This window comes from Nocardia nepalensis (assembly GCF_048910785.1).
GTDB lineage: Bacteria > Actinomycetota > Actinomycetes > Mycobacteriales > Mycobacteriaceae > Nocardia > Nocardia nepalensis.
The window spans coordinates 444,896-458,594 of sequence record NZ_JBKBET010000040.1 but is presented as its reverse complement, the minus strand read 5'-3'; the positions used below and the strand labels follow the sequence as shown (position 1 = coordinate 458,594).

The window sequence follows — 13,699 nt, the reverse complement described above, 5'->3', positions numbered from 1 at the left end:
TCATGGCGCAAACCGAAAACCAGAAGGCCAAGCGCATTCCGCGTGGCAAGGACGTGTCCACGACGCGTCGTCTGTCGAAGACCCGCCGTCACTTCCGTCTGCGCAAGAAGGTCGTCGGCACCACCGAGCGTCCGCGCCTGGTGGTCAACCGCTCCTCGCGTCACCTGCACGCGCAGCTCATCGACGACTCGCTCGGCAAGACCATTGCCGCCGCGTCCTCGATCGAGGCCGATGTGCGCGCCACCGAGGGCGACAAGACCGCCAAGGGCAAGAAGGTCGGTCAGCTGATCGCCGAGCGTGCCAAGGCCGCCGGCATCGAGGCCGTCGTATTCGACCGTGGTGGCCACGACTACCACGGCCGCATCGCGGCGCTCGCCGATGCCGCTCGCGAAGGTGGGTTGAAGTTCTGATGACTGCAAACATTTACGGAAGGAACGTCTGATGCCGGGACGTCAGAGGCGTGACGGCGGCAACGGACCCGCCGGACAGCAGAACGGTGCCGCCGGTGGCGGCGACAGCCGTGACGGCCGCGGCGGTGGCCGCGACCGCCGTGGCGGCGGTGACCGTCGCGACCAGCAGACGGACAAGAACCAGCTCGAGCGCGTCGTCGCGATCAACCGCGTCTCCAAGGTCGTGAAGGGTGGTCGTCGCTTCAGCTTCACCGCCCTGGTGATCGTCGGTGACGGCAACGGTCTGGTCGGCGTCGGCTACGGCAAGGCCAAGGAAGTTCCCGCGGCCATCCAGAAGGGTGTCGAGGAGGCTCGCAAGGGCTTCTTCCGCGTCCCGATGATCGGCTCGACCATCACCCACCCGGTTCAGGGTGAGGCGGCGGCCGGTGTGGTCATGCTGCGTCCGGCCTCGCCCGGTACCGGTGTGATCGCCGGTGGTGCGGCCCGTGCCGTGCTGGAATGCGCTGGCATCCATGACATTCTGGCGAAGTCGCTCGGTAGCGACAACGCCATCAACGTCGTGCACGCGACAGTTGCGGCGCTCAAGCAGCTGCAGCGTCCGGAAGAGGTCGCGGCTCGCCGTGGCCTGCCGCTCGAGGATGTCGCTCCGGCTGGCATGCTGCGTGCGCGCGCTCAGGCAGCAGGAGGTCGGTAAATGGCAGATCTCAAGGTGACCCAGATCAAGTCGTCGATCGGCGCCAAGGCGAACCAGCGGGAGAGCCTTCGTACGCTCGGCCTGCGCAAGATCCGCCAGACCGTGGTTCGGGAGGACAACCCCCAGAACCGTGGGCTGATCAACGTCGTGCGCCACCTCGTAACAGTTGAGGAGGTCTGACATGACCATCAAGTTGCATCACCTGCGTCCGGCTCCCGGCGCCAAGACCGAGAAGACCCGCGTGGGTCGCGGTGAGGGCTCCAAGGGCAAGACCGCGGGCCGTGGTACCAAGGGCACCAAGGCTCGCAAGAACGTCCCGGCCGCCTTCGAGGGTGGGCAGATGCCGATTCACATGCGGCTGCCCAAGCTCAAGGGCTTCACGAACCGGTTCCGCACGGAATACCAGGTCGTGAACGTCGGCTCGATCGCCAAGCTGTTCCCCGAGGGCGGCGCGGTCGGCAAGGCGGAGCTGGTGGCCGCCGGCGCGGTTCGCAAGAACCAGCTGGTCAAGGTTCTCGGCGATGGCGAGATCGGCGTCGCGGTCCAGGTGACCGTCGACAAGGTGACCGGCGCCGCCAAGGAGAAGATCACCGCGGCCGGTGGCACTGTCACCGAGCTGGGCTGACGGTACTCTGCAGATAGTGGCACCGGATGAGTGACGAGCTCGTCCGGTGCCACTGTTAGAGTTCAATTGTTGTCTGCCAAAGCCTCGTCATGGGTTATTTCCATGGCATGACCATGTCGTTCGCCAGGAGGATCTGTGCTTTCCGCCTTCGTATCGGCCTTCCGGACTCCGGACTTACGGCGGAAGATTCTCTTCACGCTGGGGTTGATCGCGCTGTACCGCTTGGGTGCTTCGCTGCCGTCCCCCGGTGTCGACTACAAGAGCGTCCAGGAATGTATAGACCTGGTCTCCGGCGGTGATTCCGCCGGTATCTATCAGCTGATCAACCTGTTCTCCGGCGGTGCGCTGCTGCAGTTGTCGGTCTTCGCGATCGGCATCATGCCCTACATCACCGCGAGCATCATCATCCAGCTGCTCACCGTCGTCATCCCGCGCTTCGAAGAACTGCGCAAAGAAGGCCAGTCGGGCCAGAACAAGATGACGCAGTACACCCGCTACCTCTCGATCGCGCTGGCCATCCTGCAGGCCACCGGTCTGGTCGCGCTCGCGGCCCGCGGTCAGCTGCTGCGGGGCTGCCAGAAGGACATCCTGGCCGATACCAGCATCTTCGGCATGGTGATCATCGTGCTGGTGATGACCGCCGGTGCCGCACTGGTCATGTGGTTCGGCGAGCAGATCACCGAGCGCGGCGTCGGCAACGGCATGTCGCTGCTGATCTTCGCCGGTATCGCCGCGCGCATCCCGAACGAGGGCAACAACATTCTGCAGAACCGCGGTGGACTGGTCTTCGGTCTGGTCTGTGTCGCCGCGTTCGCGATCGTCACCGCGGTCATCTTCGTCGAGCAGGGCCAGCGCCGAATTCCGGTGCAGTACGCCAAGCGTGTGGTCGGCCGCAAGATGTACGGCGGTTCCTCGACCTATCTGCCGCTGAAGGTCAACCAGGCCGGCGTCATTCCGGTGATCTTCGCCTCCTCACTGTTGTATCTGCCGAACCTGGTCGCGCAGCTGACCTCCTCGAAGAGCGGCGCCGATCAGAGCTGGTGGCAGGAGATCATCCAGAAATACTTGGTGAACCCGGGCAACCCCGTGTACATCGCGATCTACTTCGGTTTGATCGTGTTCTTCACCTACTTCTATGTCGCGATCACCTTCAACCCGGAGGAACGCGCGGACGAGATGAAGAAGTTCGGTGGGTTTATTCCTGGGTATCGCCCCGGTAGGCCGACCGCCGACTACCTCAATTTCGTATTGAGCCGAATTACCCTCCCCGGCTCGATCTATCTCGGTCTCGTGGCCGTCATGCCGAACCTGTTCCTCGATATCGGCGCGTCCGGTGGCACCCAGAACCTTCCGTTCGGTGGCACCTCGGTGCTGATCATGGTGAGTGTCGGCTTGGATACCGTGAAGCAGATCGAAAGCCAGCTGATGAATCGAAATTACGAAGGGTTCCTCAAGTGAGACTTGTACTGCTCGGACCGCCGGGCGCCGGTAAAGGTACCCAGGCCGACCTCCTGTCGGAAAAGCTGGGCGTCCCGCACATTTCCACCGGGGACCTGTTCCGCACCAATATCTCCGCCCAGACCCCGCTGGGGCGTGAGGCGCAGAAGTACATCGACGCTGGCGATCTCGTGCCGAGCGATGTGACCAACCGCATGGTCGAGGCCCGGGTCGCCGAACCCGATGCCGCGAACGGCTTTGTGCTGGACGGCTACCCGCGCACGGTCGACCAGGCCGACGCGCTGGAGAAGATCCTCGCGGATATGGACAAGAAGCTCGACGCGGTGCTGTGCTTCGTCGTGCCCGAGGACACCGTGGTCGGCCGGATGATGGCTCGCGGTCGCGCGGATGACAACGAAGATGTGATCCGCAACCGGCTGCGGGTGTATCGCGAGGAGACCGAGCCGCTGCTGGAGCATTACGACGGTCTGGTCGTCTCAGTCGACGGTGTCGGCGAGATCGACGAGGTCAACGCTCGCGCTCTGCGCGCCCTTGGTCACTGAATGCTGCTCGGAATGGAGCACTGAGGCCGGATGGTCTTCAACCGCAAGAAGAAGGTCGTGCCGTTTCGTACGGCAGGTGAACTGGATGCGATGGCGGCGGCGGGCGCGGTGGTCGGGCGTGCGCTCGTCGCGGTGCGCGCCGCCGCCAAGCCCGGGGTCTCCACTCTGGAGTTGGACGAGGTCGCCGAGCAGGTGATTCGCGAGGCGGGGGCCGTGCCGTCCTTCAAGGGCTACCACGGCTTCCCCGGTTCGATCTGCGCGTCGGTGAACGACCGTGTGGTGCACGGGATTCCGACCGCCGCGGAGATCCTGACCGAGGGCGATCTGGTTTCGATCGACTGCGGCGCGATTCTCGAAGGCTGGCACGGCGATTCGGCGTGGACCTTCGGCGTCGGCTCGATCCTCGAGGCCGATCAGCTGCTCAGCGAGGCCACGAAGATGTCGATGGAGGCCGGAATCGCGGCAATGCTGCCCGGTAATCGGCTGACCGATGTCTCGCATGCCATCGAATTGGGTACGCGCGCGGCCGAAAAGGAACACGGCCGGTCCTACGGGATCGTCGACGGTTACGGTGGGCACGCCATCGGCCGGGAGATGCACATGGATCCGTTCCTGGCCAACGAGGGCGCGCCCGGTAAGGGCCCGAAACTCGTTGTCGGATCGGTGCTCGCGATCGAACCGATGCTGACGCTGGGCACTACGCAGACCAAGGTGCTCGACGACGATTGGACCGTGGTGACGCTCGACGGTAGTCGGGCCGCGCACTGGGAGCATTCGGTCGCGGTTACCGAGGACGGGCCGCGGATTCTCACGCTGCGTCCGGAGTAGGTTGCCGGTAGTTCGGTGTCGGGCCTTGGTCGATGCCGAGCAATGCGCGGTATCGGGTAATCGGCGGTCTTTTGGTGCTGGACATTGGGCGCCATGTGACGACGTTGCTGGTGCCGGATAGTCGTCGGCGCTGGACGTTGCTCGGTACCGGGCCATTCTCGGTACCGAATATTGCCTCGATACCTTGGCCTTCGTGGTGCCGTAGGTGTTTCGGCGCCATGGTTTCGGCGGCCTACATTCGTCGAGCCGAAACGTTCTCGGCTCCGTACGTTTTGGGTGGCGCCGTGCGTCTGGGTGGCTCCGTACATTGGGCGGCGCCGTACGTTTGGGTGGCGCCGTACGTTTGGGTGGCGCCGTACGTTTGGGTGGCTCCGCACGTTGGGCGGCACCGTACGTTTGGGTGGCACCGTGCGTTGGGCGGCACCGTACGTTTGGGTGGCGGCGTACGTTTGGGTGGCGGCGTGCGTTGGGTGGCGCCGTACGTTTGGGTGGCACCGTACGTTTGGGTGGCTCCGTACGTTGGGCGGCGCCTTACGTTGGGCGGCACCGTGCGTTGGGCGGTGCCGTACGTTTGGGCGGCACCGTGCGTTGAGTGGCTCCGTACGTTGGGTGGCGCCATGCGTTTCGGTGGCGCCGTGCGTGTGCGTCCGCGCCGTACAACTATCGGCGCTGGAAAGTCGTTCGCGCGAACGACTTTCGCACCCGCTGGGCCCCGGGTCCGGCGGACATTACGTTTCACGTGTCGGGCGGGGCGGTCACGGTTCCGGCTCCGGGGTCGGTGACGTCGCGCGGCGAGGAGCCGAGCCGCACCGACGCCCGCAGGTCGTCAACGTTCGGTGGACAACGGCCTTCGGACACGATGCGTCCGCTGCCAGCCCTGACGTTACCCAGCTCGCGCTGGATCGGTGACGTCGTTCCTTGCACCCGCGCTCGTGCGTCTTGCCGCACCTCGGGGGTCGGGTAGGGGATCGACCGCTACCGCAATGGCGATGGCTTTCCTCCGATTCGTTCTGAACTTCAACGTTGGAGAAAGCGTATGTCCGGGGATGTGTGCGAACGCGAGTAGATAGCTACTCGAATTCCGTTGTGGGATTGCGTAGTTCTGCGTCGAGAGGTGGTCGGGCAGTTGGTCCTGCCGGCCGTGTGATGCCGTCTCCGCACAGCTCAGGGCGGTGCTGTGGGGTGTGCGCCGCGGTGCGTAGGTAGCCGCTTGTGCTAGATGTCCGGACGTGCGTTTCGGCTCGATCCGCCTGCGGTGCCGCCGCATCGCGGCGCACGGCGCGGACCACTGTGGTGCGAATGGGGAAGTCGAATTCGCCTTCGGCGGTTTCCGGCCTGCCGAGCAAGTAGTCGCTGATTCGGCCGAGCAGCTCGGTCCGCTCTTGTGCGGAGATCACCATCGTGTGTGAGTAGGTTCCGATAGTCGCGGTGAGGGATTCGGCGGTCCGGCGGAGGGCGTGCGAGAACTCGGCCCGCTCGAATTCGTTGAACAGCGGATGCGCGGGCACCGGTGCGTTCGGCTCGGGCGGGGGTAGCGGCGCGTTGGAGCGCGAGATGCGTTTCAGTTCCGCGACCCACTCGACACTGTCGTCGTCCATATTCCAGTACGCGGCGAACACACCGTCCGGCCGCAGCACGCGCGCGATCTCCGGAAACGCCCGAGCCGCATCGAACCAGTGGAATGCCTGCCCGGCCACTACCGCGTCCACCGAAGCATCGGGCAGTGGAATCGCTTCTGCCGCACCGGCAAGCGCGGTCACCTGCGGAAACAGTCGAATCAGCTCGGCGCGCATCGCGGCATCGGGTTCGACGGCGATCACCTCGATGCCGATGGCGAGCAGACCCTCGGCGAGCTTGCCGGTCCCCGCGCCGAGATCGAGGACGACCGGCGAGTGCCGCCCGTCGAGCGGTTCCAGTGCCCATCGAATGCCCGCGGCCGGGTAGCCCGGCCGGTGTGCGGCGTAGACGGCGGCCTGCGCGCCGAATGAGCTCGCGCGCCGTGCCCGAAGTTCGGCTTGGTCCGCGCTCTGATCAGACAAACTCCCGAATCCCACCACGTCACGACGGTACCGTGCGCTCGCGTGCCGACGCATGTCATTTACGAGGCGGGCGCAGCGGCCTCCGATCCGCCGATGGGGAACAGGATCGGGCTGAGCAAGTACTGCGAACGGCCCAGTGCCGCTTCATTTTTCAGCCGGGGCACGATCGCGCATATTGGCGATCAGGCCGCGGAGTTCGTCGTGGTCGAGCCACAGCGCGTGCTGGCGGTAGCCGACGAGATCGGCTGCCGGATCGGCGTTTTCGCGATCGAGGTAAGCGTTGAACTCGGCCCAGCAGGGTGGCCATCGCGGCGGCGAAGACCCGGCGATGATCCTCGGGCGAGGCCGACGCGGCCTGCTCGGCATCGATCACCGCGCGCGGCGCAGCTGGTAGTGCCGTTCCACCGCGCCGCGCACTCGCTGTTCCTCGACGACCTCCGAGGATGCCGCCGGATGCGAGCAATTCGACGTGGCGGTACACCGTGGCCTTCGAGAGTCGTCGCGGATATCGCCGATTGGGTGGAGTCGATCTTGTTGGGGGCCAACGGATGAACCCGAACATAAGGTTTGGTTAAGACCCTCGGTTCCGCTCGGATCGGTGTCCTAGACTCGGAAATTGCCCTGTATCCGAGGCGAGGATCGGTGCGGGGCTTCACGGGCGTGGGAGGAGCGGTCGGAGTGGGTAAGGACAACGGGCCATGGGATGGTCTGAAGAAGACCGCGCAGGATGGGCACAGCATCAAGGTCGAGGCGAATGTGGCGTTGGCCTGTGCGGAAGCCTGTTCGGAGATGATCGGAAAGCTGAAGGCGTACAAGGCGATCGCCGCACAGGCCGAGATCAAGAACCTGGGGGACTTCGGGACCTTCCGGTCCGGAAACCAGCTGGCGACGAAGTTCAACGAGAAGTTGACGTCGATGAACGAGACATTCGACGCCCATATGGATACCCTCGCCGACCTCACCGATCTGTTCAAGGCGGCGGGCGCCGCGTACCGCGGCACCGACCAAACGTCGGCGGATGTCTTCACCCATCTGGCCCAGGTCAAGTCGGATCCCGACAAGGCCGCCGTGAAATTCGATGCTCCCAAATATTCAGCGCCGGATGACGACAATCCAAAGGTCCCCAAGTCGCTGCAGCAGGGTGGCGGCATGGACAAGGCCGACATCAGGGTCGAGAGCGGGGAAAACCAGGGGTGGGACAGTCTCAACGCGCTGTACGAGCACATCAAGTCCGGCACAGCGTCGGATGCCGGTGGGGTGTGGGATTTCTTGGCGACCGAGATCGATAAGGCCGGCGGCACGCTGAAGGAATCGTTGCGCAAGCTGACCGCGGACGCGTGGCAGGGATACGGCGCGGATCAGGCTGTCGCCAACATCGGTAGGTATAGCGACAACATCCGTGAGCTGAGTAACACGATGGTCGTGGTCGCGGAGAACCTGCAATACACCTCGCGCTGGCTGCATGCGACCAGGGAGGCGATGCCGTCGAACGCGGTGCACAACGGCATGGCCCACTGGGATTCGGTGTGCCTGTCCCACTATCAGGAGAAGTTCGACGAACTGTACGGCGATAATCTGCCGAAGTCGGACAAGGCTTTTCCGGTGCTGCCCGGGCCTCCGGTGCCCGCCAAGCCACCTGCCGCGCCGAAGCCCGAGACCGATCCGAAGGGGGACCCTAAAGGCGATCCGAAGGGTGACCCGAAGGGCGATCCGAAGGGCGACCAGCGCGGCGGCGGCGTTGGTGGGAACACCGGTGGCGGGAACGGTGGGCGTACCGGCGGTGGAACGGGGAGCGGTACCGGTGCGGGCAAAGCCTCGATTCCTGGCGCCGGGGATCCGACGGCCGGCACGGGGACCGGCAAAGGTACCGGGACGGGCAATGGCACAGGGACAGGCACTGGCAATGGCACCGGGACGGGTACTGGGACGGGAACGGGAACCGGCACGTCGTCCTCGGGCCAGGAGATGATCTCCGGGCTGGTGAATGCCCTGTCGCAAGGTATGCAGGCGATCCCCGGCCTGATGCAGGCTCTTACCCAATTCCAGGCCCAGCATCCCGCGTCGGCGCCGATCGATTTCAACAGCTTCTTCGAGAAGTTTCCCCAGATCAAGGATCTGATCGCCACGAACCCACAGCTGAAGCCGCTGGCCGATCTACTCCACATCCCGGTCAAGGAGGACGCACCGGCGCAGGCGGCGGGTTCGACCGATCCCGCCGGACAGGTGAATCCGGCGCAGCCGACCACTGCGGCTCGACTGTTTCCGCGGGCCTCCCTGCCGGGCATCCCCGGTTTCGCGAGTCCCGATGTCGACAGGGTCGAGCGGTTGCTCGAGTCGACGATTCGCGGTATCGCGGACGGTGTCGGATTGGAGATTCCGGGTGTGTCGTCGGGTGCGGGCCTGCCCGGATTCGCCGAGCAGTCGACCGGCTGGGAGGTAGGCATTCCCGGTGTCGCGCAGCAGGATCGGCCCGAACCCGTCGTGGCCCGGGCCGAGGTGGGCGGCGATTCGGCTGCCACACAGGTCGAGCAGGCGCTACCGCTGGGTCGGTCGTGACCCGGACCTGGGAGTTCACCGACCTGGAGTTCAAGGTGCTGTGGGAACGCCAGCTACAGTCGCGGATTCTTCCCGAGCCGCTCACCTACATGAGCCGCACGCCCTTGCGCGACGACTACGAGCGCGAGAAGTTCCAGACCTGGGAGCTTCTGCGCGATACCGTGGACGGCTCGATGCGCGAGGTGCTCGAGGTCATCTCGCGCCCCGAGGTCCTGGTGAAAGTGCTCGGGTGGAACGACGCGGACCAGGAAGATCCGCAGCAGTGGATCCGGGCGCGTGGGGTCCGGTCCGGTGCCCGCGGCTTTCTGCTGGCCCAGAAGCCCGGTGAAACCCCTTGGCACAGTAGCGGTTACACGATCACCGAATGCGGTCCATGGGGCGTGGCCGACGCTGTCGTCGGATTGCTGCCGAAGACGCTACCGGGCCGCAGCGCCAGCATCCCGATCCTGACCGATCGGGATGCGGATCACGAGCGGTTCGACTTCGGCGGCTCCCGGATCACCGAGACCGCGAGCACGTCGACGGTGAGCCGCAGTGACCAATTCTTCGCCGTCCCCGCGACACGGACCGGTGTGATCACCATTCACCAGGGCCATTCGAAGTTCGGCCCGCGCGGCATCCTCGAGCGAATTCTGGTGTGGCGCGACCTGCCCGAGGACGGCCGCTATGTGATCGAGCTCGACCAAGCTCCGGTCGCGGTCGGCATCGGTGACGGGCGCCTGGTGCAGAAGATAGATGACCTGATCGCCGGAATGCTCCAGCGGCTGGAAACCCATTGGGAGTCAACGGATTAACCGCCCGGTCGGCGGCGAACTACGGCCGCCGACCTCGCACGTCGGATATTGCTCAGCTGGCCGACTTTCGGAAGAACAGGACATTGTCGCCGTAGTCGGCGAGCGGAATCGCCAGTGCGGCTTGCCTGATGCCGCTGGCGGGTAGATGGGTGAGTTTCGCGAACATGTCGGTGTTGCCGAACGCGGCCCGGACCTGGGTTTCGGACGCGTAATCCGCGCCGTAGTCGGCCAAGGCGGCGAAGTCCAACGGCGCGAGTGGTGCATCGAGTGGGGCTTGGCCGCTCGGGCGACCGAGCGCGGCGTATTGGATGGCCACGCCGTCCTCGTAGCGGCACAGCTCGTAGGACATCTTCTCGTTCGCGGTCACGCTGAGCACTGGCCAGCGGGCGGAAAGGCGTTGTGCCAGTGGGTGTTTGCCGACAGGTGCCATCTCCCAGTTCAGGCTCATGACGACAACCGAACCGCCGTAGGGCTGTTCGATCAGCACCACGTCATCGCCGAGGGATTCCGTCGAGTTCAGTTCGGGATCGAAGGTGTGCCAGTGGGTTTCGTGCGCGCCGCGCACGGCCGTGCGGTCGACCTGGCGTGCGTTATCGGTGGCGTAGGCCGCGATAATTGCGGCACGGACCTGGGCGACGGCGTCCTTGGAGCTGCAGCGCACGCTCAATGCGCCGAACGTCGCACCGATCTCGACCGGTCGCGACGGGGGATCGGGTAGTGCGCCCGCGGCCAACGGCTTCAAGCCGACCAGTGCGAGCTTCCAGTTGATCTCCTCGATCGTCGAGAGGTCGCCCGAGGTTTGGTACAGGATCTGTTGCTGCGTGAGGTGTCCCGCGCGCTGCAGCGTCCGGCCTTCGAGTTTGGTGAGTGCCGTGAAGGTCTTGTTGGTGAGGTCGATGTCCTCGATCCGGGTTTCGCGCAGTCGTGCCGTCATCTCGGGCGAGGTGAGTGCCGCATACCGTTCGCGGTACATCGCGACGGCCTGCTTGCGCTGCCGGCCGACCATCAGTGTGCGCAGCAGCATGTTCAGGCTGGCGAGGTACTTACCGGCTTGGTCCGGATTCGCCGCGAACAGTCCGCTGCGGATCCGGACGGCGTCCTCGCTGGCGGCGACGGCGGCACCCGGATCGAGACGGCACAGCCACACGCCGCATTTCGACAACCCGTCCGCGCAGACCGCGGCCACCTGCGGATGTGTATGCGCCACTTGGCGATACGTATGACAGGCATTGCGGATGGTGCTGGCCGCCAGTTCCCGATGCCCGATGTGGCGGGCCGCCTGCTCGAATACCCGCAGCGCCTCCTGCACCTCGCCCGCGAACTGCGCGGTGACGCGTCCGGCGGCCAGCCAGTGCAGTCGGATGCCGACGGACTCCTGGGAGGGCGCCAGCGCCTCGGCCGTGCGGTCACGCCCCGAGCCGTTCTTGGTGGCGACCAAACCCTTGGCGAGGTCGCAGAGCGACGTGGCCAAACGCAACTCGTTCTCGACCGTTCGGTCGACGGCTGCCCGGCGATCCTCGGCTACCCGACGCTCGAGTGCACTCAGATCCATCGCGACCTCAACTCCCGCATCACCTTCCGCGTCACGGTCGTCGAGCGGCCGCATTCTGCTCGACCGAGTTTGCCATAGAAATGGCCGGAACGAGCAGGCAATCCACCGGCGACCGCCGCCGCCGCGATCGACCGGTTGACAGGCGCGCACACCCTGCTCCCGCACGCTGTGGCTGTTCCGCGCAGACCACACGCTCTCGTCGAGCAAACAAGTGCCGCGCGAAGTTGTCAGGGGTGGTTGCGCTCAGCTCTCGAGCAGCAGCGTCACGGGCCCGTCGTTGACCAGCTCGATATGCATATGCGCGCCGAATCGCCCGGTGGCGACGGTCGCGCCGAGTTCACGCAGCGCCTGGGCGAATGTCTCGACCAGCGGTTCGGCGACGGATCCGGGCGCGGCCGCCGACCAGGACGGCCGCCGCCCCTTGCGGGTATCGGCATAGAGGGTGAACTGACTCACCACCAGAATCGGCGCATTCAGATCGGCGGCCGATCGCTCCCCGTCGAGAATCCGCAACCGCCACAGTTTGTCGGCCAGACTCCTCGCGGTTGCCTCGGAGTCCTCATGCGTCACCCCAACGAGGGCCACCAGCCCCTGCGGATCCGGTTCGATCCACCCAACAGCCTGTCCGCCCACGGTCACCTGCGCGGCGGATACGCGCTGCACCAGTACTCGCATCCCCCGATCCTCGCATCCAGAAATCCCCGCACCGTTGATGCACCCGATCCGACCGACCCCAGTAGCGGGAAACAAGCCCGCGCAGAGCTGGCGCACCTCCGCGCTGTTGGTCGGCCGATCAGGTGGAACTGGTGGCGGCATCGGCCGAGTAGCCTCCGCCCCCAGTGCCACCTGATCTTGATCCCTGTGCGACTCGCCTCGAAACGCTCGAGAACGCAACCACAGCCAGTCGACCGAGCTGGAAGCCGCCTGCCTGTTCACCTGACTGCGGGAGGTAAGCCGGGTACGGCACCGGACGCGCCCAGCACTGCACCGGCAAAACCACGGAACACCAAACCATCCGGGTCCAGCACCCCCTGGGAGTCGGTGCAGAACAACAGGACCTACCGCAGCCCACCCAACCCGAACGCCACCACCCACCCCCCTCAATTGGACAGGTGATCACGTGGAACTGGTGGCGGCATCGGCCGAGAGAGTGCCGCCGTCAGTTCCACGTGATCACTTGTCCAGTAGTGCATCTCGGGGGTTCAGCCCGTGGGGGAGCGGGTGTGTAACTGCTGCGGCACCTTTCGTTCATTTTTGAGCCACTGACGGGTTGCCGAGCGCTGTCACAGTCGAGTCAGAGGATTCGATGGTGTTGGGTGCGGGTGACCGCAGGAGCTCGAGGAGTGGCGCGATGTCGGACAAGTTGAGGCACGACGCGGATCTGTTCGAGAAGGCCGCGGAGCGGACCAGTGCGGTCCGGGATCGGGTCAATTCCGTGCTGAGCACGCTGGATTCGGCGCTCGCGGGTCGTGGCGAACCGTGGGGTAACGACAAGCTGGGGGCTCAGTTCGCCGAGGGAGACCAGGGTTACAAGGTGGCGCGGCGGCAGATGACCGCGAACATCAAGACCACGGCGACGAATTTCGACAACTTCTACACCGGCCAGACCAAGACGGCAAAAGAGTTGCGGCGCATGGACACCTCCAATGGCGACGGCTTCCGGTAGTCGAGGTCGGCACAGCGCATGACGAACGAATTCGCCAAGGCCGAGATGGCCGCGGTACTCGATGAAGTCCAGCAACAGTTTCGGGCGATCGCGCAGGTGCAGCAGCAGCGCGCGGAGCTGACCGCCAGCGCGACGGTGCGCAAGCGGATCACGGTCACCGTGAATGCCGACGGCACGATTATCGAGACCAAATTCGCCTCCGACGTGGAGGAATTGAGCTACAGCGAGATCGCCAAGGGCGTGACGGAAGCGGCGCAGAAGGCGACCGCCGAGGTGATGCGTAAGGCGCGGGAATTGATGATGCCGCTGCACGATCGTCGTGCGCGCCTGCCCAAACTCTCCGATCTGATCGAAGGCATGCCCGACCTGAGCGCCGAAATGCCCAAGGCGCCGAAGGTTTCCCTAGCACCGCCGAATTCGGAAGAGCGGCGTGGGGCTGCCGACGATGACAGCGCACCAATGGAATTCAGCAATGTCGAGGTCGTGTCTCGGCAGCCGGGCGCGAACCGCGGGGTCACCGATTCCAGTTGGTGAC

Annotated in this window: 14 protein-coding genes; 11 read left to right on the top strand and 3 right to left on the bottom strand. The window is 65.2% G+C overall.

All coding sequences use genetic code 11. The features are described 5' to 3' along the window. Positions 1 to 2: 2 nt before the first annotated feature. The 7 genes from rplR to map all read left to right on the top strand — a co-directional run bounded on the left by rplR (position 3) and on the right by map (position 4,557). Positions 3 to 410, top strand: a complete 408-nt coding sequence (gene rplR, locus ACHQ4I_RS39355) for a 50S ribosomal protein L18 (protein WP_420776998.1) — start codon at positions 3 to 5, stop codon at positions 408 to 410. 31 nt (positions 411 to 441) lie between these two features. Continuing rightward, positions 442 to 1,104: a 30S ribosomal protein S5 gene (rpsE, locus tag ACHQ4I_RS39350; RefSeq protein WP_420776997.1), complete on the top strand. Its 663-nt coding sequence runs from the start codon at positions 442 to 444 to the stop codon at positions 1,102 to 1,104. Next, positions 1,105 to 1,284 (top strand): 50S ribosomal protein L30, encoded by a 180-nt coding sequence (gene rpmD / locus ACHQ4I_RS39345; RefSeq protein ID WP_062983142.1) that lies wholly within the window; start codon positions 1,105 to 1,107, stop codon positions 1,282 to 1,284. A 1-nt stretch (position 1,285) separates the two neighbouring features. Continuing rightward, complete coding sequence (gene rplO, locus ACHQ4I_RS39340) at positions 1,286 to 1,729, top strand: 50S ribosomal protein L15 (protein ID WP_330252248.1); 444 nt, start codon at positions 1,286 to 1,288, stop codon at positions 1,727 to 1,729. 135 nt (positions 1,730 to 1,864) lie between these two features. Beyond that, positions 1,865 to 3,187 (top strand): preprotein translocase subunit SecY, encoded by a 1,323-nt coding sequence (gene secY / locus ACHQ4I_RS39335; RefSeq protein ID WP_420776996.1) that lies wholly within the window; start codon positions 1,865 to 1,867, stop codon positions 3,185 to 3,187. Then, entirely contained in the window at positions 3,184 to 3,729 is a 546-nt protein-coding gene (locus ACHQ4I_RS39330) for an adenylate kinase (RefSeq protein WP_420776995.1), read from the top strand. Before secY ends, ACHQ4I_RS39330 begins: the two co-directional genes overlap by 4 nt. A 30-nt stretch (positions 3,730 to 3,759) precedes the next feature. After that, positions 3,760 to 4,557 carry a type I methionyl aminopeptidase gene (gene map / locus ACHQ4I_RS39325; RefSeq protein ID WP_420776994.1) on the top strand — a complete coding sequence of 266 codons (798 nt, stop codon included), beginning with the start codon at positions 3,760 to 3,762 and terminating at the stop codon, positions 4,555 to 4,557. 1,070 nt (positions 4,558 to 5,627) lie between these two features. On the opposite strand, the gene ACHQ4I_RS39320 is transcribed toward map, so the two are convergent. After that, entirely contained in the window at positions 5,628 to 6,596 is a 969-nt protein-coding gene (locus tag ACHQ4I_RS39320; protein ID WP_420776993.1) for a class I SAM-dependent methyltransferase, read from the bottom strand. Positions 6,597 to 7,274: 678 nt separating this feature from the next. On the opposite strand from ACHQ4I_RS39320, the gene ACHQ4I_RS39315 reads away from it, so the two are divergent. Together ACHQ4I_RS39315 and ACHQ4I_RS39310 are read left to right on the top strand one after the other, a co-directional pair. Further along, positions 7,275 to 9,152: a PPE domain-containing protein gene (locus ACHQ4I_RS39315; protein WP_420776992.1), complete on the top strand. Its 1,878-nt coding sequence runs from the start codon at positions 7,275 to 7,277 to the stop codon at positions 9,150 to 9,152. Continuing rightward, positions 9,149 to 9,946 carry an ESX secretion-associated protein EspG gene (locus ACHQ4I_RS39310; RefSeq protein WP_420776991.1) on the top strand — a complete coding sequence of 266 codons (798 nt, stop codon included), beginning with the start codon at positions 9,149 to 9,151 and terminating at the stop codon, positions 9,944 to 9,946. The genes ACHQ4I_RS39315 and ACHQ4I_RS39310 overlap by 4 nt, the downstream gene beginning before the upstream one ends. Before the next feature lie 52 nt (positions 9,947 to 9,998). Here ACHQ4I_RS39310 and ACHQ4I_RS39305 read toward each other — a convergent pair whose 3' ends face one another. Then, the gene (locus ACHQ4I_RS39305; protein WP_420776990.1) at positions 9,999 to 11,498 is read right to left on the bottom strand and encodes a hypothetical protein; all 1,500 of its coding nucleotides are present in this window, start codon (positions 11,496 to 11,498) and stop codon (positions 9,999 to 10,001) included. Positions 11,499 to 11,741: 243 nt separating this feature from the next. Continuing rightward, on the bottom strand, positions 11,742 to 12,173 hold the full coding sequence (dtd, locus tag ACHQ4I_RS39300) for a D-aminoacyl-tRNA deacylase (RefSeq protein ID WP_420776989.1): 432 nt from the start codon (positions 12,171 to 12,173) through the stop codon (positions 11,742 to 11,744). A 676-nt stretch (positions 12,174 to 12,849) separates the two neighbouring features. On the opposite strand from dtd, the gene ACHQ4I_RS39295 reads away from it, so the two are divergent. Both ACHQ4I_RS39295 and ACHQ4I_RS39290 read left to right on the top strand, forming a co-directional pair. Next, positions 12,850 to 13,164, top strand: coding sequence for a hypothetical protein (locus ACHQ4I_RS39295; protein WP_420776988.1), 315 nt, complete (start codon positions 12,850 to 12,852; stop codon positions 13,162 to 13,164). Between the two features lie 18 nt (positions 13,165 to 13,182). Beyond that, positions 13,183 to 13,698: a YbaB/EbfC family nucleoid-associated protein gene (locus tag ACHQ4I_RS39290; protein ID WP_420776987.1), complete on the top strand. Its 516-nt coding sequence runs from the start codon at positions 13,183 to 13,185 to the stop codon at positions 13,696 to 13,698. Position 13,699 lies beyond the last annotated feature (1 nt).